Source organism: Sphingomonas sp. Tas61C01 (assembly GCF_052567495.1).
Window position 1 is genome coordinate 361,284 of record NZ_CP199583.1, and the last position, 25,757, is coordinate 387,040.

The following is a 25,757-nucleotide window of genomic DNA, read 5'->3' on the forward strand; positions in this document are numbered from 1 at the left end:
GCTAGAGCCGGTAGCATGGCGAAACCACAGAAACGGTACGTGTGCCAGGCTTGCGGCTCGGTCGCGTCGCGCTGGGCGGGGCAGTGTGCGGATTGCGCGGAATGGAACACGCTGGTCGAGGAGGCCGGTGCGACGGTGACGCCGTTCCAGGCCAAGCATAACCTGCAGACCGGCGGCCGGGCGTTGCAGCTGGTCGGGCTGGACACCGAGATCGCGCTGCCGGACCGGATGCCGACCGGCATCGCCGAGTTCGACCGGGCGCTCGGCGGCGGCTTCGTCGAGGGCAGCGCGACGCTGATCGGCGGCGATCCCGGGATCGGCAAGTCGACGCTGTTGTTGCAGGCGGCGGCGAAGATGGCGCTGGCGGGGTTGCCGGTTGCCTATGTCTCGGGCGAGGAGGCGGCGGACCAGGTGCGGCTGCGCGCGCGGCGGCTCGGGCTCGGCAATGCGCCGGTGCAGCTGGCGGCGGCGAGTTCGACCCGCGATATCCTGACGACCTTGGGCCAGGGGCGGGCGCCCGCGCTGCTGGTGATCGATTCGATCCAGACGATGCATTCGGACCTGATCGAGGGCGCGCCCGGCACGGTCAGCCAGGTGCGGGCCTCGGCGCAGGAGCTGATCCGCTTCGCCAAGGAGCGCGGCACCGCGGTGGTGCTGGTCGGGCACGTCACCAAGGACGGCGCGATCGCGGGGCCGCGGGTGCTGGAGCACATGGTCGACACGGTGCTGAGTTTCGAAGGCGAGCGCAGCCACCAGTACCGGATCCTGCGCGCGGTGAAGAACCGCTTCGGCGGCACCGACGAGATCGGCGTCTTCTCGATGCAGACCGAGGGACTGGCGGAGGTCGCCAACCCGTCGGCGCTGTTCCTCACCCATCGCGACGAGGGCGTGACCGGGACGACGGTGTTCCCCGCGCTGGAGGGCACCCGGCCGGTGCTGGTCGAGATCCAGGCGCTGACGGTCCGGCTCGCCTCGGGCGCCACCCCGCGCCGGGCCGTGGTCGGCTGGGATGCGGGGCGACTGGCGATGATCCTGGCGGTGCTGGAGGCCCGCTGCGGACTGAGCTTCTCGGCGTGCGAGGTCTATCTCAACATCGCGGGCGGATACCGGGTGCAGGATCCCGCCGCCGATCTGGCGGTCGCGGCGGCGCTGATCTCGGCGCTGTCCGAGCGGCCGGTGCCGGTGGATGCGGTGGTGTTCGGCGAAGTCGCGCTGTCGGGGGAGATCCGCCCGGTGGCGCACGGCGCGCTGCGGCTGAAGGAGTCGGGCAAGCTGGGGTTCGAACGCGCGCTGGTGCCGACCGCGATGGCGAAGGACGAGGGGCCGATGGCGCTGGCCGGGTTCCGGACGCTGGGGGCGTTCGTGGATCATATGCTCGGGCGGGGGTGAGTGGGGAGGGTGTCGGCAGGCTTTGTCGACCCTGTCCCGTTAGTGCCGAGTAGAGATCGAGTAGCCCGCAGGGCGTATCGAGAGCTCGTATCGAGGTACGGGTGGCGCGCGCCAACCTGTCTCTCGACACGCCGTCTCGATACGCGGCTGCGCCGCTACTCGACGGCTACTCGAGACGAACGGGAAGGGGCGGGACGGGGTCAGTAGGGGCGGCCTGGCGATGCCGATGTTGTTGGCGACGTTGCCCGTGCGCGTTCTTCCATGTCGATCTTGTCTTCCTCATCCCGTTTGTGCCGAGTAGAGCTCGAGTAGCCCACAAGGGCGTGTCGAGAGCTCGTATCGAGGCATGGGTTTCGCGCGCCAACCTGTCTCTCGATACGCCGTCTCGATACGCGGCTGCGCCGCTACTCGACGGCTACTCGAGACGAACGGGAGGGGCGGGACGGGGTCAGTAGGCGCGGCCTGGCGATGCCGATGTTGTTGGCGACGTTGCCCGTGCGCGTCCTTCCATGTCGATCTTGTCCCCCTCATCCCGTTTGTGCCGAGTAGAGATCGAGTAGCCCGCAAAGGCGTGTCGAGAGCTCGTGTCGAGGCATGGGTTGCGCGCGCCAACCTGTCTCTCGATACGCGGCTGCGCCGCTACTCGACGGCTACTCGATACGAACGGGAAAAGGCGGGACGGGACGAGGCTGCTGCGGATTATCCGGAGCGCGATTTTTTTGAGCATTGGCCAAACGCGGACCTGACCGCATCCCCCCAGTCACCAACCCCCGCGCTAGAATAGCTTCGCACCACCCCCGGCGAAGCTCGGTGGCAACGCGGGCGGAACGATTGTAAGCGACGCTGCATGGATCTTACCGCGCTCGACATGATCGTCCTTCTTCTCGTCCTCGGCGCTGCGGCGATGGGGTTGTGGCGGGGGTTCGTGACCGAAGTGCTGTCGCTGTTCGCGTGGGTCGCGATCGTCGCGGCGCTGAAGCTGCTCCACGTGCCGGTCACGGCGGCGCTCAGCGGCGTCATCGGTACGGTGTCGGGCGCGGCGGTGGCGGCGTTCGCGCTGATCGCGGGGATCACCTATCTGGTCGGACGGCTGGTCGCGAACGCGATCGGCAAGCGGACGCGGACCTCGATCCTCGGGCCGGTCGATCGTGCGCTCGGGTTCGGGTTCGGGGCGGTGAAGGGGTTGATCCTCGCCAGTCTCGCCTTCCTGCTGACCACGCTGGTGATCGATACCACGCGCGGCGGGCGGGCGCAGCGGCCCGACTGGATGATCAAGTCGCGCACCTATCCGCTGCTCAACGCGACCTCGGCCAGCATTGCCGACTTCGTCGATCGGCGCCGTCGCGGGCTGCCGGTGTTCGGGCCACGCTCGCCGGCGCCCGCCGCGACGGAGAAGGGCGCATGAGCCCGCCGCTGTACAATGCCGAGATCCTGCGGCTCGCGACCTCGATCCCCTATCAGGAGCGGCTGCCCGCGCCGATGGCGACGGTCGAGAAGCGCTCGCCGATCTGCGGCAGCCGAGTGACGGTCGATGTCGATGTCGACGCGGCGGGGCGGGTCAGCGCGGTCGGCCTGCTGGTCCGTGCCTGCGCGCTCGGCCAGGCGTCGTCGGCGCTGCTCGGCGCGAGCGTGATCGGGCGGACCGCGGAGGAGATCGCGGCCTCGCGCGATGCGCTGACCGCGTGGTTGGCGCGGACCGGCGAGGCGCCCGATTGGCCGGGGATCGATATCTTCGGCCCCGCGCTCGATTATCCCGCGCGCCATGCCTCGATCCGTCTGGCGTTCGAGGCCGCCGCCGAAGCCGCCGCCGCCGCCCGGCTGGTGCGCGCCGATGGATGACGTGCATTCGGTGTCGCTGCTGCGCGACGGCGTGATCCTGTTCGGGTTCGGGCTGGTATTCGTGCTGCTGTTCCGGCGGCTCGGGCTTGGCGCGACGCTGGGTTATCTGGTCGCCGGCGCGGTGGTCGGGCCGCAGGTACTGGGGCTGGTCGGCGACGCCGAGTCGAAGATCGGGATCGCCGAGCTCGGCATCACGCTGCTGCTGTTCATCGTCGGGCTGGAGCTCAATCCCAGCCGGTTGTGGCGGATGAAGCAGGAGATCTTCGGGCTCGGGCTGATGCAGGTCGTCGCCTGCGGCCTGGCGATCAGCGGCGTGATCTTCGCGACCACCGCCTTCTCGATCCCCGCCGCCTTCGCGCTCGGGCTGCCGCTGGCGCTGTCGTCGACCGCGCAGGTTCTGCCGATGCTCCAGTCGTCGGGGCGGCTGCGGACCCCATTCGGCGAGCGCGCCTTTTCGATCCTGCTGTTCCAGGACCTGTCGATCGTGCCGTTGATCACGATCGTCGCGGCGATGTCGCGCAATCCCGCCGATGCCAGCGCGCCACCGGGATGGCTGCTCGGCATCAATACCGTGCTCGCGGTGGTCGGGCTGATCATCGCCGGGCGTTTCCTGCTGCGACCGTTCTTCCGGCTGATCGGCGCGCTGGGCGAGCGCGAGATGTTCGTGTTCGCGGGGCTGTTCACGGTGATCGCGGCGGCGGCATTGATGGAATGGCTCGGGCTGTCGCCCGCGCTCGGCGCCTTCATCGCGGGCGTGATGCTCGCGGACAGCCCGTATCGGCACGAGATCGAGGCCGATGTCGAGCCGTTCCGGTCGATCCTGCTCGGCTTGTTCTTCCTGGCGGTCGGGATGATGCTCGATCTGTCGGCGATCGCCGAGCGACCGTTCTTCGTCGTGCTGATGGCGCTGGCGTTGGTCGCGACCAAGACCGCGGTGATCTTCGCGATCGGGCTGGTGTTCAAGATGCGGTGGCGCGGCGCGCTCGCGCTCGGGCTGCTGCTGAGCCAGGGTGGCGAGTTCGGCTTCGTGCTGCTGGCGCAGGCGCAGAACGGGCTGCTGGTATCGGCGGAGGCGACCAGCCTGTTCGGCGCGATCATCACCCTGTCGATGGCGACCACGCCGTTCCTGATGTCGGCGACGCGGCGGTTCCGCGAAGAACCGCTCGCCAAGCACCAGGAGCGCGACGGCCCGACCGCGGACGGCGCCAACGCGCTGATCGTCGGCTATGGTCGATTCGGGCAGACCGTCGGGCAGATGCTGCTCGCGCAGGACATCCCGGTGACGCTGATCGATACCGATATCGAGATGATCGACATCGCCGGCGAGTTCGGCGCGAAGGTCTATTATGGCGACGGTACGCGGCTCGACCTGCTTCGTCAGGCGGGGGCGGCGGAGGCCGAGCTGATCCTGTTCTGCATCGACGGCGATCAGATAAGCCGCGACATCCTCGAAGCGGTGCACGAGGCGTTTCCGAAGGCGGCGATCTATGTGCGCGCGTTCGATCGTCGATCTTTGGTCAAGCTCAAGCAGGGGCCGGTCAAGTTCGTGGTCCGCGAGGTGCTCGAATCAGCGGTCAAGATGGCGCGGCTGGCGATGGAGGAGCTCGGCATCGAGCGCGCCGACATCGACCGCGCCGAGGACATGTACCGATCGAAGGACCGCGAGCGGCTGCGCATCCAGATCGAGGCGGGCGACATCCAGGCCGCGCGCGCACAGACCGCGGCGCAGGTGCCTTGGGGGACCGATACGTGAATGTGCTGATGATGCTCGCGGCACTCTCCGGCGCGCTGGCGGTGGCCGCGGGCGCGTTCGGCGCGCATGGCGCGAGCGGCGCGGCGGTGGAATGGCTGAAGACGGGTGCGCATTACCAGCTGGTTCACGCGGTCGCGGCGCTGGTCGTGCTGCGGCTCGATGCGCGGGGGCCGGCATGGCTGTTCGTGGTCGGCGGCGCGGTGTTCGCGGGGACGCTGTACCTGATGGCGCTGGGCGCGCCGCGGTGGTTCGGGGCGATCACGCCAATCGGTGGGGCGTTGTTGATTGCCGGGTGGTTGTGGTTGGCCTGGGTGGCGATGGGCAAATAGCGGGTTCGGCTCACCCAGGTTTTACGTCATCCTCGCGCGGGCGTGACCTCTGCAAAACTCCTTCGTCATCCCGGACTCGTTCCGGGATCCATTGTTCCGCAAGAGCATAGTCGTTGAATTTGCGGCACGGTGGACCCCGGAACGAGTCCGGGGTGACGGAGCTATTTGGCGGATATCAGAACTTCCGCAGAGATCTCGCCTCGGCGGAGATGACGGAACGAGGCAGGTTGGCGCCGTGCCTACCGCTTCTTGCGGCACGCGTCCGAGCAATAGACCACGCTATCCCAGTCGCGGGCCCATTTCTTGCGCCAGGCGAACGGCCGGTCGCAGGCGGGACAGGTCTTGGTCGTGAGGTCCTGCTTGCGGACGCCGTTGGGCATCAGCGCGGCTCGGCGTCGAGAAAGGCTTCGACGTCGGCGAGCGCGACGGTCTTGTCGAGGAAGGTCTCGCCGATGCCGCGGGCGAGGAGGAAGGGCAGGGTGCCGGCGGCCATCTTCTTGTCATGGCGCATGTGATCGATAAGCCGCGGCGAGGGCGCGTCGATGCTCGCGGCGGCGAGGCCGTCGGGGAGGCCCGCCGCCCGCCAGTGGGCGGCGACGCGATCGGCGTCGGCGGCGGGGCAGAGGCCGTTTGCCGCCGAGTAGCGGAACGCCAGTGCGCAGCCCGCGGCGACCGCCTCGCCGTGCAGCAGGCGGCTCGAAAAGCCCGCCTCGGCCTCCAGCGCGTGGCCGAAGGTGTGGCCGAGGTTGAGCAGCGCGCGGACGCCGCTGGTCTCGTGTTCGTCGGCGGCGACGATCCGCGCCTTGGCCGACACCGCATGCGCGATCGCATGGACGCGCGCGGCCGGGTCCCCGGCGAGCAGATCGGCACCGTGCGCCTCGCACCAGGCGAAGAAGCCGGCATCGTCGATCAGCCCGTATTTGACGACTTCGGCATAGCCCGCGCGCAGTTCGCGTGGCGGGAGGGTGTCGAGCAGGTCGGGATCGATCAGCACCAAGGACGGCTGGTAGAAGGCGCCGATCAGGTTCTTGCCCGCCGCGGTGTTGATCGCGGTCTTGCCGCCGACCGAGCTGTCGACCTGGGCGAGCAGGCTGGTCGGGATCTGGACGAAGCCGCAGCCGCGTTTCAGGATCGCGCAGGCGAACCCGACGAGGTCGCCGATCACCCCGCCGCCGAGCGCCACCACATGATCGCCGCGTTCGACGCCGAGATCGAGCAGCCGATCGCACAACCCCTCGAGCACCGCCCAGCTCTTGGTCTTCTCACCCGGCGCGAGCACGATCGCCTCGCTGTCGACGCCGGCCGACGCGAGCGACGCCTGGAGGGTCGGCAGATGCACCCGGACGTTTTCGTCGGTGACGATCGTCACCCGGCGCCCGCGCGCGAGCGGCGCGATGTGCTCCCCCGCCCGCCCAAGGATGCCGGCGTCGATGAGGATCGGGTAACGGCGGTCGCCGAGTTCGACGGTGACGGTCTTCAACGGCCGATCGCTCGCATGATTGCCTCTACGGTGTTCTCGTGCGGCGCCTTGTGGCTCGCGACATGGATCGGGGCCAGCGCGTAGATCGGATCGCGCACCCGCGCCAGTTCCTCGAGTACCTCGCGCGGATCGCGGCCGCGCAGCAGCGGGCGGGTGTCGCGGCGGCGGACCCGCTCGGCGAGCACGTCGGGATGCGCGTTGAGCCAGATCGCGGTCGCCTCGTCGAGGATCATCGCGCGGGTATCGTCGTTGATGAAGGCGCCGCCGCCGGTGGCGATCACCTTGGGCTTGCCGTCCATCAGCCGGGCGATCACCCGGCGCTCGCCGTCGCGGAAATAGGGCTCGCCGAAGCGATCGAAGATCTCGCTGACGGTCATGCCCGCGGCTTCCTCGATCTCGTTGTCGGCATCGACGAAGGGCAGCGCCAGCCGCCCGGCGAGGCGCCGGCCCACGGTCGACTTGCCCACGCCCATCAGTCCGACGAGCACGATCGGCCGTCCGGTCCAGCGGGGCATGGGGTTGGCGCTTTGCAACATGGCGGTCGGCGCTATACAGCGCGACCACGCAACGGGCAAAAGCTCGCGTCCATTAAGTACCAGGGTATCCCAATGACTCGCTTCGCCATCTCGGTCGTCCTCGTCGTCGTGGTGCTGATCGGGGGGCTGTTCCTGCTGGCCGGTCGCGCCACCGAACAGCCGCAGACCCGCGTCGAAAAGGCCGTGACGCTTGCGAATCTCAGCTAGCACCCGGCTCGGCGTCGCCGGGCTGGCGATAGCGATCGCGGCATTGCCGGCGATCGCGATCGGCCAGGACAAGCCCGAATCGATTCTGCCGCCGGGCTTCGGCACCACCGCGCTCGCACCGGCGCCGACCCCGGCGCCGACCGGACCGGTGCGAACGACGCCGCCGGTGCCGGGCGCGTCGCCGATCGCGACGGTCCAGCCGCTGCCGTCGTCGACCCCCGACGCAACCGACAGCGCGTCGCCGACACCGACCGCCAGCGCGACGATCGATCCGGCGACGCTGGCGCAGTACGAAATGCCGAGCTTCGCGCGACGTTCGCTGAGCGAGGTCGGCCCGACCGGCACCAGCGAGGGGGGCCTGGCGCCCGACGCGTTCGGTGCGGCGGACGGGCCGTATCTGGAGGCACTGATGCGCCGGGTGGCGGCGCCGCTGCCATCGCGCTGGCTCTCGATCCTGCTGCGCCGGACGCTGGTGTCGCGGGTGACCACGCCGCGCGGCGTCGGCGGTGCCGATTTCGCGGCCGAGCGCGGCTGGCTGTTGCTGCGGATGGGCGAGGCGGCGGCGGCGCGAGCGGTGGTGCAGGCGATCGACAACGGCGCCTACACGCCCAAGCTCTACCAGGTCGCGATGAACACCGCGCTGGCGAACGGCGATCCGGGCGGACTGTGCCCGATCGCCGACGCCGCGCTGGCGGCGACGCGCGAGCGGGGCTGGACGGTCGCGCAGGCGATGTGTGCGGGGCTGTCGGGCAACCCGGCCGCGGCCAAGTCGCAGATCGCGGCGGTTCGCCGGCGTGGGCTGGCAACCGGGATCGACCTGCAACTCGCGCAGAAAGTGGTCGGCGCCGGACCCGATGGCGGCCAGGCGGTGACGATCGAATGGGATGGGGTCGATCGGCTGTCGGCGTGGCGGCTGGGGCTGGCGACCGCGACCAACGTCGCGATCCCGCCGGCGCTGTTCGATACCGCGGGGCGGCAGGCGCTGTATTGGTACGGTATTTCGCCCGGCATCTCGCTGGTCGACCGGCTGCCGGCGGCGGAAGCGGCTGCGGCGCAGGGGGTGATCTCCGCCGCTGCGCTGATCGACGTCTACGGCGCGCTCCTCGCTTCCGACGACGCGGGGGCGGCGGGTGCGGTCGCGACCGATCTCCGCACCGCTTATGTCGGCCCGGACCGGGTCGCGCGCCTGAACGCGTTGAAATCGGTGTGGGGCGGATCGGCGACGACGAACTATTCGCGGCTGGTGCTGACCTCGCGTGCGGCGGCGCGGCTGCCGGTCGCGGCCGATACCGACGAAGCGCCGCTGCTGATCGCGTCGATGCTGACCGCCGGGCTGGATCGCAGCGCCGCGCGCTGGATGGGCGCGGTCGAGGCGGGGAGCGACGGCTGGGCGATGATCGCGCTGTCCGATCCCGATGCGCAGGCGGCGGTGAGCTATGCCAGCCTGTCCTCCTACGCCGGAAAGGGCGACACCGCGCTGAAGCAGCGACTGTTGTTTGCTGGGCTGGCGGGGCTGGGACGGATGTCGGCGGAGGACGTCGAACGCTCGGCGACGAGCCTGGAGGTGCCGATCGGCGCGCAGAACAGCTGGACCCGCGCGCTCGACAACGCAGTCGCGGCGCGTGAGCCGGGATCGGTGGTGCTGCTCGCCGCGATCGGGATGCAGACCGCGTCGTGGCGCGGGGTGCCTCCGGCGATGCTTTACCGGATCGTCGCGGCGCTGCGCAGCGTCGGGCTCGACGGCGAAGCGCGGATGATCGCGGCCGAGGCGATCGCACGGGCGTGACGCGCGCCAGCGACGCCGCGCTGATCGACCGGTTCCTGGAGATGCTGACGGCCGAGGCGGGTGCCGCGGCGAACACGGTGGCCGCCTATCGCAGTGACCTGATGCTTGCCGCCGCGGCGCTCGACGGTCCGCTGGGCGAGGCGGATGCCGACGCCTTGACCGCACTTGCCGGGCAGTGGGCGGGACTGGCGCGGAGCACCGTGGCGCGCAAAGCCGCAGCGCTGCGGCGGTTCTACGGGTTCCTCGCCGACGAGGGGCTGCGGGGCGACGATCCGGGCAAGGCGCTGCCGCGGCCGGGTGCCGCGCGGCGCCTGCCCAAGGTGCTGAGCCACGGCGATGTCGATCGGCTGTTCGCGGCGATCGCCGATCGGGTCGCGGGGCCGCATCCGCTGCCGGGAGACCTCCGCCTCGCCGCGCTGATCGAGCTGCTCTACGGATCGGGGCTGCGCGCGACCGAGCTGGTCAGCCTGCCGCGCAACGCGGTCGCGCCCGATCGTCCGTTCCTGATCCTGCGCGGCAAGGGCGGACGCGAGCGGCTGGTGCCGATCTCCGATCGCGCCCGGGCGGCGGTGGCGGCGTGGCGCACGCATGTCGCGACCGATCGCCTGTGGCTGTTCCCGTCCGGGCGGACGCATTTGTCGCGAATCCGGCTCTACCAGCTGGTGAAGGCGCTCGCGGCGGAGGCGGGGATTCCGCCCGATCGTGTCAGCCCGCATGTGCTGCGCCACGCCTTCGCGACCCACCTGCTCGAAGGCGGCGCGGACCTGCGCGCGTTGCAGGCGATGCTCGGCCATGCCGACATCGCGACGACCGAGATCTACACGCATGTCGACGCCAGCCGGCTGGTCGAGCTGGTCAACACCCGCCACCCGCTCGTTGACGCGGGGCGCACGCGGTCCTAACCGCCGCCGATGCCAAGTTTCCTCGACTTCGAGAAGCCGATCGCCGAACTCCAGGGGCGGATCGACGAACTCCGCGAGACCGCGGCCGACGGCAATGTCGACATCGACGCCGATGTCCGCCGCCTGCAGGCCAAGTCCGACAAGCTGCTGAAGGACACCTTCGCGCGGCTGACCCCGTGGCAGAAGACCCAAGTCGCGCGCCATGCCGAGCGCCCGCATTTCAAGGATTACGCGGCGGGGCTGTTCGACGAGTTCATGCCGTTGGCCGGCGATCGCGCGTTCGGCGACGATCAGGCGATCCTCGGCGGCTTCGCGACGTTTCGCGGGCGCCGGGTAATGGTGCTCGGTCACGAGAAGGGCGAGGACACCGCGAGCCGGCTCCGCCACAATTTCGGGATGGGCAAGCCCGAAGGCTATCGCAAGGCGATCCGCCTGGTCGGGCTCGCCGACCGGTTCGGGCTGCCGATCGTGACGCTGGTGGACACCTCGGGTGCGTTTCCCGGCATCCAGGCGGAGGAGCGTGGCCAGGCCGAAGCGATCGCGCGGTCCACCGAGGCGTGCCTCGCCGCCGGGGTGCCCGTGATCGCCGCGATCGTCGGCGAAGGCGGGTCGGGCGGCGCGGTGGCGCTGGCGGCGGGCAACCGCGTGCTGATGTTCGAACACGCGGTCTATTCGGTGATCAGCCCGGAAGGCTGTGCGTCGATCCTGTGGCGGACCTCCGACCGCGCCGCCGATGCGGCGGAGGCGATGCGGATCACCGCGCAGGACCTTAAATCGTTCGGGATCATCGACACCATCGTCCCCGAGCCCGTCGGCGGCGCACACCGCGACGCCGCTGCGGCCATCGCCGCGCTGGGCGATGCGATCGACGCGGCGCTGAACACGCTGACGCCGCTATCGCCGGCGGTGCTGCGACAAGAACGGCGGGACAAGTTCCTCGCGATGGGACGGCTGTAACACCAGTGTCCCCCGCTGAAGCGAGGGAAAAGCAACAAGAAAAGGGCGGCGTGACCGAAGTCGCGCCGCCCTTTGCAATCGGACGATGTCCGATCGCCGGCCTTAGGTGGCCTTCATGTTCGACGACACGTTCTGGAACGTGGTCTTGAGCTGGTTGCCCAGGCCCTGCATCGCGGCGATGGCGGCAACGGCGATCAGCGCGGCGATCAGGCCGTACTCGATGGCGGTCGCGCCCTTGCTGTTCTTGATGAAGTTGCGAATCTTCTGCATTCCGGTCTCCATGTTCTAACGCTTCAGTCACCCGGCTGAACCGGCTTTCCGGAGCAGCAAGGATCGATCTAAGGGGGGGAGGTTGAGAAACATTTAAGCCGGTTGGTAAGTAGATCGTGAACGATCACCGTGCGGCCTGAACCTTGTTGCTGATGTCGTTCCACATGCTGATCGTGACCTTTGCGGTCTCGCGCAGGCTGACCATCAGGGTCAGAACGATGAGCGCCATGATCAGTCCATATTCGACTGCGGTCGCGCCCCGATTGGCGCGGCCGAGGCGCAAAGCGTGTCGCACGGCGGCTTTTGCCAGGGGCGCAAGAATCCTCATGCGCTCCGGATAGGCTTTTAGGACTTAACGAATGACCAATTTTGGTTCCGCGACGGCCCTGCTGCTGGTCGTCGCAGCGGCGCTGGTAAGGGTCGACGGTACGGTGCTGCTCCAGCAGCGCCCCGCGGGTAAGCAGTTGGCGGGGCTGTGGGAATTCCCCGGCGGCAAGATCGAGCCGGGCGAGAGCCCGGAGGCGGCGCTGGTGCGCGAACTGCGCGAGGAGCTGGGCATCGAGGTGAACGCCGAGGCGCTGTCGCCGGTGACGTTCGCGAGCGAGGCGCTGGCCGGCCGGCACCTCGTGCTGATGCTCTACGCCGTGCGCGACTGGCAGGGCGAGCCGCGGGCATTGGAGGCCGAGGCGCTGGCCTGGGTGACGCCGGCCGAGATGGCGGCGTTGCCGATGCCGCCGGCGGACGTTCCGCTGGTGGCGACGTTGAGCGCGTCGTTGCAGGGAACGCACGCGGACTTGGCTCGCCCATAGCCGCGTTGCGGTTGTCTCCTCCGGCGCGCGTCGCTATCTGCGCGGCATGAACGAGATGACCCCGCTCGCCCGGCCCGCCAGAGAGCGCAAGCCCGACTGGATCCGCGTGAAGGCGCCGACCAGCATCGGCTTCGGCGAGACGAAGGCGCTGATGCGTCGGCTCAACCTCGCGACCGTGTGCGAAGAGGCGGCGTGCCCGAATATCGGCGAGTGCTGGACCAAGAAGCACGCGACGGTGATGATCCTGGGCGACACCTGCACCCGCGCCTGCGCGTTCTGCAACGTCAAGACCGGCATGCCGCGTGCGGTCGACCCGCTGGAGCCGCAGCACACTGCGGATGCGGCGGCGGAGCTCGGGCTGCAGCACATCGTGATCACCTCGGTCGATCGCGACGACCTGCCCGATGGCGGCGCGTCGCAGTTCGTGAAGGTCATCCAGGCGCTGCGCCGGACGACGCCGTCGACCACGATCGAGATCCTGACGCCCGATTTCCGCAACAAGGCGCAGGCCGCGGTCGAATCGATCGTCGAGGCAGGTCCCGATGTCTACAACCACAATCTGGAGACGGTGCCGCGGCTCTACCCCACGATCCGCCCCGGCGCGCGCTACTATGCGTCGTTGCGGCTGCTGGAGAGCGTCAAGCGCCACGATCCGTCGATCTTCACCAAATCGGGCGTGATGCTCGGGCTGGGCGAGGAGCGGCTGGAGATCCACCAGGTGATGGACGACATGCGGTCGGCCGACATCGATTTCCTGACGATGGGCCAGTATCTGCAGCCGACGCCGCGGCATGCGAAGGTCGCAGAATTCGTCACGCCCAAGGCGTTCGACGCCTATGCCGGGATCGCGCGCGCCAAGGGGTTCCTGCTGGTCGCCTCGTCCCCGCTGACGCGGTCGAGCTACCACGCCGGCGACGATTTTGCGAAGCTCCGTTCCGCGCGCGAGGCGCAGCTGGCGCGCGCCTAGTGCCCAAGCACAGCGAGACCCGGCACCTGCCGTACACGCCCGAGCAGATGTACGAGATGGTCGCCGACGTGAAGAGCTACCCGCAGTTCCTCCCGTGGGTCAGCGCGATGCGGGTGCGGTCCGACACCGCGACCGAGACGCTCGCGGACATGATCGTCGGGTTCAAGGGCCTGCGCGAGACCTTCACCTCGCGCGTGAAGAAGTCGTACCCGGACACGATCACGGTCGACTATATCGACGGCCCTCTCAAATACCTCCGCAACGAGTGGCGGTTCCGCCGCGAGGACGGTGGTTGCGCAGTCGATTTCTCGGTGGACTTCGCGTTCAAGAACCGGGTGTTCGAAATGCTGGCGGGGCAGGTGTTCGGCCAGGCGCTGCGCAAGATGATCGGCGCCTTCGAGACCCGCGCGGCCGACCTCTACGGATCGACCGGCAGCAACAATTCGAGCGCGCACAGCGCGGCCTGAAGCCGGACGCCGCCGCGGCCGAGATCGCCGAACTCCTTGCGATCGGCATGCACGTCGGACGGGTCGCCGCCCTTCACCGCGCGGGCGAACACCACCGTTCCGACCGGTTTCTTGGCGGTGCCGCCGCCCGGTCCCGCAACCCCGGTGATCGCGACCGCGACGTCGGCGCCGGACCGCTCCAGCGCCGCTTGCGCCATGCTCCACGCGACGGCGATCGACACCGCGCCGAAGGTGTCGAGCACGTCGGAGCTGACCTTCAGCAGCGCCTGCTTGGCGTCGTTCGAATAGGTCACGAAGCCGGCCTCGAGCACCTCGGACGATCCCGGAATTTCGGTCAGCGCCGCGGCGACCAGCCCGCCGGTGCAGCTTTCCGCCAGCGTCACGGTGCGGCCCGCGGCGCGGTTCGCCTCGATCACCTTGCGTGCGGCCTCGACCAGCTGATCGGGCAGGATCGTGTCCATCGTCATCGCGCCTCCGCCTCGCAGAGCGGCAGGTCGGGGACCGACACGCGCTCGCCCTTCGCCTTCTTGGCCTTCAAATAGTGCAGCGTCGCGACGACGATGCCCGCGGTGTTGCGCGGCGGCAGCGGTTCGAGCAGCGCGACCAGCCGGTCGATCGTGCCGCAGTCCGCGGGCGCGATCCGGCCGACCAGCATCGGCACCAGCAGCGAGGTGAGCAGCGGCCGCGCGAAATCGGAATCGAGCATCGCGTCGACCGCAGGGTCGCTCAGCTTGACGATCGCGTTGCGCGCGACCGGCCAGGCGCGCGTCGCTTCCACCTCGTAGCGCGCGATCAACCGGCTCTGCGGATTGCGCAGCAAGCTCGCGGCCGGCAGCCGCCCGGTGCAGACGGTACCGGTCTGGCGGAGCAGATCGGGCAGTGCGACCAGCGCCATCGCCTCCGCCTCGGGGGTGGTGATGCAGCGCTGCTGCGCGGCGGCGGGCGAGGCGACCAGCGAGGTCAGCGCCAGGGCGAGGGCGAGCCGCTTCATGTGCGGGGCACGCTGACGGTCGCGACCGCCTGCGCCGCGATGCCTTCGCCGCGGCCCGTGAATCCGAGCCGTTCGGTGGTGGTGGCCTTGATGCTGACCCGATCGGTCACGAGATCGAGCAGCGCCGCGATCCGGGCACGCATCGCCTCACGATGCGGGCCGATCTTGGGCGCCTCGCAGATGATCGTCAGGTCGACGAAGTCGATGCGACCGCCGCGATCGGTGATCAGCGACGCGGCGTGCTGGAGGAACTGCGCCGAGTCGGCACCCTTCCACTGCGGATCGCTCGGCGGGAAATGCGTGCCGATATCGCCCGCCGCGATCGTGCCGAGCAGCGCATCCGTCAGCGCGTGGAGCGCGACGTCGGCGTCGCTATGCCCCGACAGCCCCTTGTCGTGGGGCACGAGCACGCCGCCGAGCCACAGTTCCTCGCCCGCTTCGAGCCGGTGGACATCGAAACCGCTCGCGCTGCGGCTCTCATAGGCGAGGCGCGCCTCGGCGGTCGCGAAGTCCTGCGGGTGGGTGACCTTTTCGAGCATCGCGTCGCCCTGCACCAAGCGGACGTCGCCGCCAAGCCGCCGCACCATCTGCGCGTCGTCGGTGGCTTCCTCGCCCTCGGGCCAGCGGGCGTGCGCCTCGCGGATCACGGCGGTGCGGAAGCCCTGCGGGGTCTGGATGCGGATCAGCCCCGCGCGCGGGATCACCTCGCCCAGCCGGTCGCCCTCGTCGCGGGCGAGGGTATCCGCGACCGGCAATATCGGCGTCGCGCCGTCCGCCTCGACGAGCGCGGCGATGAGGCGGTCGATCACCGCGGCGGGCACCAGCGGGCGGGCGGCATCGTGGATCAGCACCAGGGGCGCGGTGACATGGTCGAGCCCGTCGCGCACCGACTCGCGCCGGGTCTCCCCGCCCGCGACGATCCGCGCCGTGGCGAGCAGCGACCGGGCGCGGGTTTGGGCATCGGGTGCGACGACGACGATTACCTCGTCGATCGCGGGATGGTTCGCGAATGCGTCATGGGCATGGGCGACCAGCGCGCGTCCGGCGAGCTCGCGGTACTGCTTGGGAAGGTCGCCGCCGGCGCGGACGCCGGATCCGGCGGCGACGATCAATGCGGCTACGCGGGGCGGTGCGGCTACGCGGGGCGGGGCGGTCATGGCGTCGCCCTAGCGCCGCGTCGGCCCCGCCGCCAGCCTTGCCTCCACGGCAGCTTTCCCGTAGGTGCCCATTTTTCAGGCACATGCGCAACCTAGCCCCCATCCAGATCGGACCCGTCCGGATCGACCACCCCGTGGTGCTCGCGCCGATGACCGGCGTGACCGACATGCCGTTCCGGACGCTGGTGCGCCGCTATGGCTCGGGTCTCAACGTCACCGAGATGATCGCAAGCCAGGCCGCGATCCGCGAGACCCGGCAGTCAATCCAGAAGGCGGCGTGGGATCTGTCGGAGGAGCCGGTGTCGATGCAGCTGGTCGGCTGCACCCCCTATGAAATGGGCGAGGCGGCGCGGCTGGCGGAGGATCGCGGCGCCGCGATCATCGACATCAACATGGGCTGCCCGGTGCGCAAGGTCACCAATGGCGATGCGGGATCGGCGCTGATGCGCGACACCGCGCTCGCCGGGGCGATCATCGCCGGCGTGGTGAAGGCGGTGTCCGCGCCGGTGACGCTGAAGATGCGGATGGGGTGGTGCCACGACAGCCTCAACGCACCCGAACTGGCGCGGATCGCGGAGGATCTCGGCGTGCGGATGATCACCGTCCACGGTCGTACCCGCAACCAGATGTACAAGGGCGAGGCGGACTGGCGGTTCATCCGTCGGGTGAAGGAAGCGGTGACGGTGCCGGTGATCGCCAATGGCGACATCAATACCATCGAAGACGCCGACGCCGCGCTCGACCAGTCGGGCGCGGACGGCGTGATGATCGGGCGCGGCGCCTATGGTCGGCCCTGGTTCCTCGGCCAGGTGATGGAGTGGCTCGCCACCGGGCATCGCCGGCCCGACCCGAGCGTCTCCGATCAATATGACGCGATCGCAGCGCATTACGAGGCGATGCTGGAGCATTACGGCAACGTCATCGGCGTCAACATGGCGCGTAAGCATATCGGCTGGTACACCCGGGGGCTGACCGGGTCGGCCGAGTTCCGCAATACGGTGAACCAGGTGCCCGACCCTGATCGGGTGAAGGCGATGCTTGCCGACTTCTACCGGCCCTGGCGTCAGCGCGAAGCCGCTTGATCCGGATGGTGGCGGGGCGCCCGGGGTTCGCGGAGCTGTTCGCCGCCTTGCCGGTCGCGGTCCTGGTGGTCGATCCCGACGACCGGATCGCGCACGCGAACAGCCATGCCGAGGAATTGCTGAACCTCTCCGAGCGGGTGATGACCGGGCAGCCGCTCCGCGCGATCCTGCCGCCGCCGACCGCTGACGACCGCCGCGACGGGCAGGGGGTGGCGGTCTACGATACCGAGATCGCGACCTCACGCGGCAAGATTCGCGTCGATTTCGTCGAGGCGCTGATCGCGGATCATCCGGGCTGGCGGACGATCTCGCTCCACTCCGCGGCGGGTTCGCGCGGGCTGGGTCATGCGGCGGACCGGGCTGGCGGCGCGCGTGCGGCGGTGGGTGCCGCGGCGATGCTGGCGCACGAGATCAAGAACCCGCTGTCGGGAATCCGCGGCGCCGCGCAATTGATCGGCGCGGGCGAGCTGACCAAGCTGATCGTCACCGAGGTCGATCGGATCGCCGCGCTGATCGACCGGATGCAGGATTTCAGCGACACCCGCCCGCTGCCGCTCACGCCCGAGAACATCTATCCGCTGCTCGATCATGCGCGCAGCGTCGCGCTGGCGGGGTTCGCGCGCGGCATCGTCATCGAGGAGCGCTTCGATCCCTCGCTGCCGCCCGCGACGGTCAATCGCGACGCGCTGCTGCAGATCGTCATCAACCTGCTGAAGAACGCCCGCGAAGCCGTTCGATCGACGGCGAAACCGCGCATCATCATCGCCACCGCCTATCGCCACGGCATGTCGGTCAGCGCCGGTCCGGGGCGTCCGCGCGTGCCGCTGCCGATCGAGATCTGCGTGATCGACACCGGGCCGGGCGCCCCCGCCGAGATCGTCGACCACCTGTTCGACCCGTTCGTTTCCGGCCGGCGCGAGGGGCAGGGCCTGGGCCTCGCGCTCGTCGACAAGCTGACCCGCGACATGGGCGGCATCGTCCAATATTCCCGTGAAGGATCGCCCGAGATGACCGTCCTCCGCCTGCTTCTGCCGAGAGCCGCGTCGTGAGCCGCGTGCTGGTCGTCGACGACGACGCCGCGATCCGTACCGTGGTCGCGCAGGCACTGCGCCGGGCCGGGCACGAGGTGATCACCGCGGAGACGCTGGCGCAGCTCGATCGCGCGCTGGCGACCAGCATGCCCGACGTGCTCGTCAGCGACGTGGTGCTTCCCGATGGCGACGGCATCGCGCGAATGGCGGAGATCACCGCGCGGATGCCCGCGCTGCCGATCATCATCCTGTCGGCACAGAACACGTTGACCACCGCGGTGCGCGCGGCGGAGGTCGGCGCGTACGAATATCTTCCCAAGCCGTTCGACCTCGACGATCTCACCCGTGCGGTGTCGGGGGCATTGGCGCGCGGATCGGTATCGGCGTCGCTGCCGGTCAGCGAGGATCACGCGCTGCCGCTGATCGGGCGATCGCCGGCGATGCAGAACGTCTACCGGGTGATCGCGCGGGTGGTGTCGAACGACCTGACCGTGCTGATCTCGGGCGAATCGGGCACCGGCAAGGAATTGGTGGCGCGCGCGATCCACGATCTCGGCCACCGCGCGTCGGCGCCGTTCGTCGCGATCAACATGGCGGCGATCCCACGCGAGCTGATCGAGGCGGAACTGTTCGGGCACGAACGCGGCGCCTTCACCGGCGCGGCGCAGCGCAACGCCGGGCGATTCGAGCAGGCGGCGGGGGGCACCCTGTTCCTCGACGAGATCGGCGACATGCCGATGGAGGCGCAGACCCGGCTGTTGCGGGTGCTGCAATCGGGCGAGTTCACCAGCGTCGGCGGCGCGCGGACGATCCGCAGCGACGTGCGCATCGTCGCCGCGACCAACCGCGACCTGGCGGTGCAGGTGGCGGCGGGCCTGTTTCGAGAGGATCTGTTCTACCGCTTGAATGTCGTCCCGATCGCCCTGCCTTCGTTGCGCGACCGGCGCCAGGACGTGGCATTGCTGGCACCCCATTTCCTGGAGCATGCCGCGGCGCAGGGGTTGCCGCGTCGCGAGCTGGCCGATGACGCCATGGCGGCGCTCGCCGCGCACGACTGGCCGGGCAATGTCCGCGAGCTCGAGAACCTGATGCGCCGCCTGGCGGTGCTCGCCCGCGACGAGGTGATCGACGCGCCCACGATCAACGCGCTGCTCGGCGATCGGCCGGTCTCCAGCGAGGTGCCGGACCCCGGCATCGCGGCGGCGGTCCGCCACCTCGTCGATCGGATCGGCAGCGAGCGGTCCGGCGCGCTAGAGGACGGCACGCTTTACGAACGCGTGATCGGCGAGGTCGAGCGCCCGCTGATCGAGATGATGCTGGCGCGCCACGGCCAGAACCAGCTTCGCGCCGCGCGGGCCCTCGGCATCAACCGAAACACGCTGCGCAAGCGGCTCGATACGCTCGGCATTGCGGTGAGCGGCGACGAGGCGGGGGAGCGAAGCTGAGCTTTGCGCAATTATGTGGTTTCCGTGCAACAATCGACGTTGTACGGAGGCAGCGATGATTGCGTCGCCGACGCCAGATTTAGGCGCTGAAGAGCAAAGCCGCAGGTTCGCGATTACCCCCGCCGTCGAAGCGCTGGTTGTCGCGATCGCGATCGTGGTCGCAATCACCAGCTACCTCGTCATCACCAACCAAAGCTCGCCGCAGCGGCTGATCCCACCGCCCGTCGTCGCGCTGATCCTTGTCGCGAACCTAGTGTCGGGCGTTGCGCTGATGATGTTGCTCGGTCGCCGGGTCGCGATGCGACGGGCGGCGCGCTCGGCGATCGGCGGGGGTGGGCGGCTGCACGTTCGACTGGTCGGGCTGTTCTCGATCGTCGCCGCGGTGCCGATGCTGCTGGTCGCGATCTTCGCCTCGCTGCTGTTCCAATATGGCGTCCAATTCTGGTATTCGGATCGTGCGCGCGGAATGCTCGAGAATGCGACGGTGCTGGCGCGCACCTCCTACGATCAGCAGCTGCGGCGGTGGGAAGAAGCGACAGTGACGATGGCCGACGACATGTCGGTGTATCTGCGCGACAATTCGATCGACCCGCGGTTCGCGTCGTTCTTCTTCCAGCAGGTCTATTATCGCAGCCTGTCCGAGGGTGCGCTGTTCGCGGTGTCGCCGAAGAGCGGCATTCAGACGATGGCGATCGTGAACCCATATGCGATCGATCTGTCGAAACAGGTCACGCCCACCGCGATCGCGCGGCTAAAATCGGGACGTCGCAGCATAGTCACCGTAACCGGGGACCGCATCCAGACGCTGACCGCGTTGCCTGGGTCCGATCAGCTGTTCCTCTACGCGGCGCGCGTCGAGGACACCAAGCGGATGACGACGCAGACCGCGCGCGCAGAAGCGATCGTCACCGACTATCGGGCGCTTCTGGCGCGAGCGCGGAGCCTGCAACTGCAATTCAACGCAGCGTTGCTGTTCGTGTCGCTGTTCATCGTCGGGATCTCGGTATGGATCGCGCTCGCGGTCGCCGATCGGCTGGTAAGGCCGGTCGAGGAACTGGTCGCGGCGGCGCGGCGCGTCGCGGGCGGCGATTTGCGCGCGCGGGTGCCCGATCCGCGGAGTCGCGACGAGGTCGGGACGCTGGCGAAGGCGTTCAACCAGATGACGGTGCGGCTGGAGGAGCAGAATACCGAGCTCGTCACCGCGAACGACCAGCTCGAGAACCGCCGTGCGCTGATCGAGGCGGTGATGGCGGGGGTATCGGCCGGGGTGATCGCCACCGCGGGCGACGGCACGATCCGGCTCGCGAACCAGTCGGCGACATCCCTGATCGGCACCGAAGTCGACGGGCTCGTCGGGCACCGGCTCGCCGCGGTCGCGCCCGAGCTGGCGGATCTCGTCGCCGGGCGGGACCGCGAGGCGATCGTCCAGGTCTCGCGATCGTCGGACACGCGGACGTTGGCGGTGCGGATCGCGCGGACCGATGCGGGTCCGATCCTGACCTTCGACGACATCACCCAGCAGGTGCTCGACCAGCGTCGCGCCGCCTGGTCCGACGTCGCGCGGCGGATCGCGCACGAGATCAAGAATCCGCTCACCCCGATCCAGCTGGCGGCCGAACGGCTCCAGCGCCGCTACGGCAGCAAAATCGATCCCGAGGACACGACGTTCGCTCGGCTGACCGACACGATCGTGCGCCAAGTCGGCGATCTCAGGCGGATGGTCGACGAATTCTCCTCCTTCGCGCGAATGCCCAAGCCGGTGTTCCGCGAGGAATCGATCGTCGACATCGCGCGGCAGGCGATGTTCCTCCACGAAGTCGCGCATTCGGGGATCGTCTTCGATCTCGTCCACGACGATCCCGGCCCGGTTCTGGTGTGCGATCGTCGCCAGCTCGGTCAGGCGTTCACCAACATCGTCAAGAATGCGGTGGAAGCGATCGAGAGCAAGGGCGATGTCGCGGGCAGGATCGTGATGACGCTGAGCCAGGACGGGCACCAGGTGCTGGTCGACGTCGCCGACACCGGCATCGGCCTGCCCGCGGAGCGCGACCGGATCGTCGAACCCTATATGACGACGCGCGCACGCGGCACCGGGCTGGGGCTGGCGATCGTCAAGAAAATCGTGGAAGAACATCTCGGTACGATCAGTTTCTTCGACCGGGAGGGGGGAGGCGCAGTCGTGCGGATGTGCTTCGATGCGGGGACGCTTGCGACGTTCGACACGGGGGATACCGATCGCGAGCCGGCCGGCGACGGCCAACTCGCGGCACTTACTCGAAATCGGACATTGACCTGATGGCGCTCGATATCCTCGTCGTCGACGACGAACACGACATTCGCGAACTGGTGACCGGCGTCCTCGAGGACGAAGGCTACGAGACGCGGTCCGCGGCGGACAGCGACGCGACGCTAGAGGCGATCGCGACGCGGCGACCGTCACTGGTGCTGCTCGACGTGTGGCTGCAGGGCTCGCGCCTCGACGGGCTCGAACTGCTCGACGAGATCAAGCGTCGCGACCCGTCGATCCCGGTGCTGGTGATTTCCGGGCACGGCAACCTTGATACGGCGGTCGCCGCGATCCGGCGCGGTGCCGCCGATTTCATCGAGAAGCCGTTCGAGGCCGAACGCCTGTTGCTGATGGTCGCGCGTGCGACCGAGACCGAGCGTCTGCGGCGCGAGGTCGCGTCGTTGCGCGCCTATGCGGGGCGCGAGAGCGACCTGACGGGCAGCTCGGGCGCGATCAACGGCGTCCGCGCGACGTTGAAGCGGGTCGCGGCGACCGGCAGCCGGGTGCTCGTGATGGGCGGCGCCGGCGTCGGCAAGGAAGTCGCGGCGCGGCTGTTGCACGGTTGGAGCAACCGTGCGCAGGCCCCGTTCATCATCGTCAGCGCCGCGCGGATGACCCCGGAACGCGTCGAGGAGGAATTGTTCGGGGTGGAGGAGGGCGGCGATCTCGTCCGCCCCGGCATGCTCGAACAGGCGCATGGTGGCACGCTGTTCCTCGACGAGATTGCGGACATGCCGATCGCGACCCAGGCGCGGATCCTGCGCGTGCTGACCGACCAGAGCTTCACCCGTGTCGGCGGCACCCGCGTCGTGAAGGTCGACGTCCGCGTCGTCTCCGCGACCGCGCGCGACCTGACCGACGAGATCGCGGCGGGGCGGTTCCGCGAGGACCTCTATTACCGGCTCAACGTGGTGCCGGTGATGATCCCGTCGCTCGCCGATCGTCGCGAGGACATCCCGGCGCTGGTCGAGCATTTCATCGCGCACTACGCCTCCGAACGCCGGGTGCCTACGCCGGAAATCGCGGCGGATGCGATGGTTGCGCTGCAATCCTACGACTGGCCCGGAAATGTCCGCCAGCTTCGCAACGTCGTCGAGCGGACGATCATCCTGGCGCCGGGCGACCGCATCGGGCGGATCGATCTCGACCTGTTGCCCGCCGAGGTGCTGGGCGAGCAGGGCGATATCGGCGGCGGCACCGGGGGCACGATCATGGGTGCACCGCTGCGGGAGGCGCGGGAGACGTTCGAGCGCGAATATCTTCGCGTCCAGATCCGGCGCTTTTCGGGCAACATCAGCCGCACCGCGAGCTTCATCGGCATGGAGCGATCGGCGCTGCACCGGAAGCTCAAGCTGCTCGGCATCACCGACATGCGCGACGATTGATGCCCGCGCATCTGGACGTAGCGGGTCGGGCACCATAGATTACGCAACGGCGGCGAGTTTCGCGCCGCCATCCGACGCCGGGAACCGGCGCAATGCGGGCGAACGGCCTGCCAAGAACCGAAAGGCCCACCGACATGGCCGACAAGCAGGGATCACTCCAGGATCTCTTCCTCAACGCGCTGCGGCGCGGTAAAATTCCGGTGACGATGTTCCTCGTGAAGGGCGTCAAGCTCCAGGGGATCGTCACCTGGTTCGATAATTTCTCGGTGCTGCTGCGCCGGGACGGGCAGAGCCAGCTGATCTACAAGCACGCGATCTCGACGATCATGCCGTCGGGTCCGATGGACATCGCCGCGATCGTCGACGGCGTCGGAGAAGGATCGCGCAAGCAGCCGTTGTTGCAGGAAATCTTCCTCAACGCGGTTTGCAAATCCGAAGATTCGGTGACGATGTTCCTGATTAACGGCGTGATGCTCCAGGGCCAGATTGCGGGCTTCGACCTGTTCTGCATGCTGTTGCAGCGCGAGGGCATGGCGCAGCTCGTCTACAAGCACGCGGTGTCGACGATCCAGCCTGCGCGGCCGCTCAACCTGTCCGACACGGGCGAGGAGGAAGAGGTCGAGGAGTCTTGAGCGCAGGGTTCGAGCGCGACCGTGACGATGTCGCCCGCGGTGCCCGGGCGATCGTGGTGCTGCCAGACCAGGGCGACGCCACCCGCGATGCCGAGGCCAGGCTCGCCGAGACCGCCGGGCTCGCCGCGGCGATCGGGCTGGTCGTCACCGATCGTGTCGTGTTCCGCGTCCGGGCGGCGAAGCCTGCGACGCTGATCGGCAGCGGTCAGGTCGAGCAGCTCGCCGCGACCGCACGGATGGCGGAGGCGTCATTGGTGGTGTTCGACGCCAGCCTGACTCCGGTCCAGCAGCGTAACCTGGAAACCGGGCTCGGCACCAAGGTGATCGATCGGACCGGGCTGATCCTCGAGATCTTCGGCGAGCGCGCGGCGACCGCCGAGGGCCGGTTGCAGGTCGAACTCGCGCATCTCGATTACCAGGCGGGGCGGCTGGTGCGCAGCTGGACCCATCTCGAGCGGCAGCGCGGCGGCTTCGGCTTCCTCGGCGGTCCGGGCGAGACCCAGATCGAGGCGGATCGACGGCTGATCCGCGACCGGATGGCGCGGTTGCGGCGTGAGCTGGATTCGGTCAGTCGCACCCGCGGGCTCCACCGCGAGCGGCGCCAACGCGCGCCATGGCCGGTGATCGCGCTGGTCGGCTATACCAATGCGGGCAAGTCGACGCTGTTCAATCGGCTGACCGGCGCCGACGTGATGGCGGAGGACCTGCTGTTCGCGACGCTCGACCCGACGCTGCGCCAGATCGCGCTGCCGGGGATCGACAAGGCGATCCTGTCGGACACGGTCGGTTTCGTCTCGGACCTGCCGACTCAGCTGGTGGCGGCGTTCAAGGCGACGCTGGAGGAGGTGGTGTCCGCCGACCTGCTCGTCCATGTCCGCGACATCGCGCACCCCGATACCGAGGCGCAGCGAGCCGATGTCGAGGCGGTGCTGAACGAGATCGGGGTCGCCGACGCGACGCCGCGCTTCGAAGTGTGGAACAAGCTCGACCTGCTCGACGGCGACCGTCACGACGCGATGGTCACCGAGGCCGAGCGCCGTGACGATGTGGTGGCGATCTCGGCCTTGACCGGCGAGGGAATCGATCGGCTGATGACGGAGGTCGCCGGCAAGTTGACCGAGGCGCATCGCCGCTACTGGATCACGCTCGATGCCGGGGACGGGGCGGGGGCGGCGTGGTTGCATGCGCATGGCGAGGTGCTGGCGCAAACGCCGGAGGGTGTTCAGACCCAGTATGAGGTTCGGCTGGCAGAACGCGATTACGAGCGGTTTCTGCAGCGCTAGGGTTTAATCGCTGCCCGCTTGACCTCGGCCCATAATTTCTCCTTCTGTTCGAGCGTCAGCCCTGCGAAGGTGTTGCCCGCGATCGCCTCCATCCCGCGGAAGCGGCGCTCGAACTTGACGTTTCCCCGGCGTAGTGCGGCCTCGGGGTCGATGCCGAGATGGCGCGACCAATTGACCACCGCGAACAGCAGGTCGCCGACCTCCTCCTCGACGTGCTCGGGCGGTGCGTCGTCGATCTCGGCGAGTTCTTCGTCGATCTTGGCGCGGGGGCCGGTGGTGTCGGGCCAGTCGAAGCCGACCCGCGCCGCGCGATCTTGCAGCTTCACGGCGCGGAGCAGCGCGGGGAGGCCGGTCGCGACCCCGGCCAATGTGCCGTCGTCGGCCCGCTGCGCGCGTTCGGCCGCCTTGATCGCTTCCCAGCCGGGGCTCGCCGCCGCATCGCCGAAGATGTGGGGGTGGCGGCGCTCCATCTTGTCGCAGATCGCGGTGACGACGTCGCCGAACGCAAAGGCGCCGGCTTCTTCGGCGATGCGGGCGTGGAAGACGACCTGGAGCAGGAGGTCGCCGAGTTCGTCGACCAGATCGTCGGCGTCGTTCCGCTCGATCGCGTCTGCGACTTCGTACGCCTCCTCGATCGTGTAGGGCGCGATCGTCGCCCAGGTCTGGGCGCGGTCCCACGCGCATCCCGTCGCCGGATCGCGCAACTGCGCCATGATCCGGACGAGCCGGTCGATCGAGACGGGGGCGGGTGCGGTGGTCATCGTCGAGGCTGG

General features: G+C 69.0%; 28 protein-coding genes. 19 read left to right on the plus strand and 9 right to left on the minus strand.

The genetic code is table 11. The features are described 5' to 3' along the window. The first annotated feature begins 15 nt into the window (after nt 1–15). The 5 genes from radA (at nt 16) to ACT009_RS01680 (ending at nt 5,310) form a co-directional block, all read left to right on the plus strand. A complete protein-coding gene (radA, locus tag ACT009_RS01660) occupies nt 16–1,389 on the plus strand; it encodes a DNA repair protein RadA (RefSeq protein WP_445192671.1) in 1,374 nt (457 codons plus the stop codon). 847 nt (nt 1,390–2,236) lie between these two features. After that, nucleotides 2,237–2,794 carry a CvpA family protein gene (locus ACT009_RS01665; protein ID WP_445192672.1) on the plus strand — a complete coding sequence of 186 codons (558 nt, stop codon included), beginning with the start codon at nt 2,237–2,239 and terminating at the stop codon, nt 2,792–2,794. Next, on the plus strand, nt 2,791–3,228 hold the full coding sequence (locus ACT009_RS01670; RefSeq protein ID WP_445192673.1) for an iron-sulfur cluster assembly scaffold protein: 438 nt from the start codon (nt 2,791–2,793) through the stop codon (nt 3,226–3,228). Before ACT009_RS01665 ends, ACT009_RS01670 begins: the two co-directional genes overlap by 4 nt. Continuing rightward, the gene (locus ACT009_RS01675) at nt 3,221–4,981 is read left to right on the plus strand and encodes a cation:proton antiporter domain-containing protein (RefSeq protein WP_445192674.1); all 1,761 of its coding nucleotides are present in this window, start codon (nt 3,221–3,223) and stop codon (nt 4,979–4,981) included. The genes ACT009_RS01670 and ACT009_RS01675 overlap by 8 nt, the downstream gene beginning before the upstream one ends. 8 nt (nt 4,982–4,989) lie before the next feature. Continuing rightward, the gene (locus tag ACT009_RS01680) at nt 4,990–5,310 is read left to right on the plus strand and encodes a DUF423 domain-containing protein (RefSeq protein WP_445193970.1); all 321 of its coding nucleotides are present in this window, start codon (nt 4,990–4,992) and stop codon (nt 5,308–5,310) included. A gap of 239 nt (nt 5,311–5,549) precedes the next feature. On the opposite strand, the gene ACT009_RS01685 is transcribed toward ACT009_RS01680, so the two are convergent. From ACT009_RS01685 to ACT009_RS01695, 3 genes are read right to left on the minus strand one after another with little or no spacing between them, the layout of a single operon-like run. Next, nucleotides 5,550–5,690, minus strand: coding sequence for a DUF2256 domain-containing protein (locus ACT009_RS01685; protein WP_445192675.1), 141 nt, complete (start codon nt 5,688–5,690; stop codon nt 5,550–5,552). Beyond that, the gene (gene aroB / locus ACT009_RS01690) at nt 5,690–6,790 is read right to left on the minus strand and encodes a 3-dehydroquinate synthase (protein WP_445192676.1); all 1,101 of its coding nucleotides are present in this window, start codon (nt 6,788–6,790) and stop codon (nt 5,690–5,692) included. Before aroB ends, ACT009_RS01685 begins: the two co-directional genes overlap by 1 nt. Next, nucleotides 6,787–7,326 carry a shikimate kinase gene (locus tag ACT009_RS01695; protein ID WP_445192677.1) on the minus strand — a complete coding sequence of 180 codons (540 nt, stop codon included), beginning with the start codon at nt 7,324–7,326 and terminating at the stop codon, nt 6,787–6,789. Before ACT009_RS01695 ends, aroB begins: the two co-directional genes overlap by 4 nt. A 72-nt stretch (nt 7,327–7,398) precedes the next feature. Between ACT009_RS01695 and ACT009_RS01700 the strand changes: the two genes are divergently transcribed. The 4 genes from ACT009_RS01700 to ACT009_RS01715 are packed head-to-tail and all read left to right on the plus strand — an operon-like array spanning nt 7,399 to nt 11,178. Further along, the gene (locus ACT009_RS01700; RefSeq protein ID WP_445192678.1) at nt 7,399–7,533 is read left to right on the plus strand and encodes a hypothetical protein; all 135 of its coding nucleotides are present in this window, start codon (nt 7,399–7,401) and stop codon (nt 7,531–7,533) included. Then, nucleotides 7,517–9,319 carry a hypothetical protein gene (locus ACT009_RS01705; RefSeq protein WP_445192679.1) on the plus strand — a complete coding sequence of 601 codons (1,803 nt, stop codon included), beginning with the start codon at nt 7,517–7,519 and terminating at the stop codon, nt 9,317–9,319. Before ACT009_RS01700 ends, ACT009_RS01705 begins: the two co-directional genes overlap by 17 nt. 41 nt (nt 9,320–9,360) lie before the next feature. Further along, nucleotides 9,361–10,221 carry a tyrosine-type recombinase/integrase gene (locus ACT009_RS01710; RefSeq protein WP_445193971.1) on the plus strand — a complete coding sequence of 287 codons (861 nt, stop codon included), beginning with the start codon at nt 9,361–9,363 and terminating at the stop codon, nt 10,219–10,221. Between the two features lie 9 nt (nt 10,222–10,230). Next, complete coding sequence (locus ACT009_RS01715; RefSeq protein WP_445192680.1) at nt 10,231–11,178, plus strand: acetyl-CoA carboxylase carboxyltransferase subunit alpha; 948 nt, start codon at nt 10,231–10,233, stop codon at nt 11,176–11,178. A 102-nt stretch (nt 11,179–11,280) separates the two neighbouring features. Here the strand turns inward: ACT009_RS01715 and ACT009_RS01720 are convergent, their stop codons facing one another. Both ACT009_RS01720 and ACT009_RS01725 read right to left on the minus strand, forming a co-directional pair. Further along, nucleotides 11,281–11,448, minus strand: coding sequence for a Flp family type IVb pilin (locus ACT009_RS01720; protein WP_445192681.1), 168 nt, complete (start codon nt 11,446–11,448; stop codon nt 11,281–11,283). Nucleotides 11,449–11,572: 124 nt separating this feature from the next. Continuing rightward, entirely contained in the window at nt 11,573–11,776 is a 204-nt protein-coding gene (locus tag ACT009_RS01725) for a Flp family type IVb pilin (RefSeq protein ID WP_445192682.1), read from the minus strand. A gap of 31 nt (nt 11,777–11,807) precedes the next feature. Here ACT009_RS01725 and ACT009_RS01730 point away from each other — a divergent pair, with 31 nt between their 5' ends. The 3 genes from ACT009_RS01730 to ACT009_RS01740 are packed head-to-tail and all read left to right on the plus strand — an operon-like array spanning nt 11,808 to nt 13,691. Then, nucleotides 11,808–12,257, plus strand: a complete 450-nt coding sequence (locus ACT009_RS01730; protein ID WP_445192683.1) for a (deoxy)nucleoside triphosphate pyrophosphohydrolase — start codon at nt 11,808–11,810, stop codon at nt 12,255–12,257. A 46-nt stretch (nt 12,258–12,303) separates the two neighbouring features. Beyond that, complete coding sequence (gene lipA, locus ACT009_RS01735; RefSeq protein WP_445192684.1) at nt 12,304–13,224, plus strand: lipoyl synthase; 921 nt, start codon at nt 12,304–12,306, stop codon at nt 13,222–13,224. Continuing rightward, nucleotides 13,224–13,691: a type II toxin-antitoxin system RatA family toxin gene (locus ACT009_RS01740; protein ID WP_445192685.1), complete on the plus strand. Its 468-nt coding sequence runs from the start codon at nt 13,224–13,226 to the stop codon at nt 13,689–13,691. Before lipA ends, ACT009_RS01740 begins: the two co-directional genes overlap by 1 nt. Here the strand turns inward: ACT009_RS01740 and ACT009_RS01745 are convergent. From ACT009_RS01745 to ACT009_RS01755, 3 genes are read right to left on the minus strand one after another with little or no spacing between them, the layout of a single operon-like run. After that, complete coding sequence (locus tag ACT009_RS01745) at nt 13,643–14,152, minus strand: CinA family protein (RefSeq protein ID WP_445193972.1); 510 nt, start codon at nt 14,150–14,152, stop codon at nt 13,643–13,645. The two genes, ACT009_RS01740 and ACT009_RS01745, sit on opposite strands and share 49 nt — an antisense overlap. 2 nt (nt 14,153–14,154) lie before the next feature. Continuing rightward, nucleotides 14,155–14,682 (minus strand): hypothetical protein, encoded by a 528-nt coding sequence (locus ACT009_RS01750; protein WP_445192686.1) that lies wholly within the window; start codon nt 14,680–14,682, stop codon nt 14,155–14,157. Next, nucleotides 14,679–15,839, minus strand: a complete 1,161-nt coding sequence (locus ACT009_RS01755) for a bifunctional 2-C-methyl-D-erythritol 4-phosphate cytidylyltransferase/2-C-methyl-D-erythritol 2,4-cyclodiphosphate synthase (protein ID WP_445192687.1) — start codon at nt 15,837–15,839, stop codon at nt 14,679–14,681. The genes ACT009_RS01750 and ACT009_RS01755 overlap by 4 nt, the downstream gene beginning before the upstream one ends. A gap of 83 nt (nt 15,840–15,922) precedes the next feature. Between ACT009_RS01755 and dusB the strand changes: the two genes are divergently transcribed. The 7 genes from dusB to hflX all read left to right on the plus strand — a co-directional run bounded on the left by dusB (nt 15,923) and on the right by hflX (nt 24,984). Then, nucleotides 15,923–16,921 carry a tRNA dihydrouridine synthase DusB gene (gene dusB, locus ACT009_RS01760; RefSeq protein WP_445192688.1) on the plus strand — a complete coding sequence of 333 codons (999 nt, stop codon included), beginning with the start codon at nt 15,923–15,925 and terminating at the stop codon, nt 16,919–16,921. Nucleotides 16,922–16,926: 5 nt separating this feature from the next. Beyond that, on the plus strand, nt 16,927–17,970 hold the full coding sequence (locus tag ACT009_RS01765; RefSeq protein WP_445193973.1) for a two-component system sensor histidine kinase NtrB: 1,044 nt from the start codon (nt 16,927–16,929) through the stop codon (nt 17,968–17,970). Next, a complete protein-coding gene (gene ntrC, locus ACT009_RS01770) occupies nt 17,967–19,397 on the plus strand; it encodes a nitrogen regulation protein NR(I) (RefSeq protein ID WP_445192689.1) in 1,431 nt (476 codons plus the stop codon). Before ACT009_RS01765 ends, ntrC begins: the two co-directional genes overlap by 4 nt. A 55-nt stretch (nt 19,398–19,452) precedes the next feature. Beyond that, a complete protein-coding gene (locus ACT009_RS01775) occupies nt 19,453–21,693 on the plus strand; it encodes a sensor histidine kinase (RefSeq protein WP_445192690.1) in 2,241 nt (746 codons plus the stop codon). Further along, on the plus strand, nt 21,693–23,069 hold the full coding sequence (ntrX, locus tag ACT009_RS01780) for a nitrogen assimilation response regulator NtrX (RefSeq protein WP_445192691.1): 1,377 nt from the start codon (nt 21,693–21,695) through the stop codon (nt 23,067–23,069). The genes ACT009_RS01775 and ntrX overlap by 1 nt, the downstream gene beginning before the upstream one ends. Before the next feature lie 134 nt (nt 23,070–23,203). After that, the gene (hfq, locus tag ACT009_RS01785) at nt 23,204–23,701 is read left to right on the plus strand and encodes an RNA chaperone Hfq (RefSeq protein ID WP_445192692.1); all 498 of its coding nucleotides are present in this window, start codon (nt 23,204–23,206) and stop codon (nt 23,699–23,701) included. Continuing rightward, nucleotides 23,698–24,984 carry a GTPase HflX gene (gene hflX / locus ACT009_RS01790; protein ID WP_445192693.1) on the plus strand — a complete coding sequence of 429 codons (1,287 nt, stop codon included), beginning with the start codon at nt 23,698–23,700 and terminating at the stop codon, nt 24,982–24,984. The genes hfq and hflX overlap by 4 nt, the downstream gene beginning before the upstream one ends. Here hflX and mazG read toward each other — a convergent pair. Then, nucleotides 24,981–25,745, minus strand: a complete 765-nt coding sequence (gene mazG, locus ACT009_RS01795; RefSeq protein ID WP_445192694.1) for a nucleoside triphosphate pyrophosphohydrolase — start codon at nt 25,743–25,745, stop codon at nt 24,981–24,983. The two genes, hflX and mazG, sit on opposite strands and share 4 nt — an antisense overlap. Between the last annotated feature and the right edge of the window lie 12 nt (nt 25,746–25,757).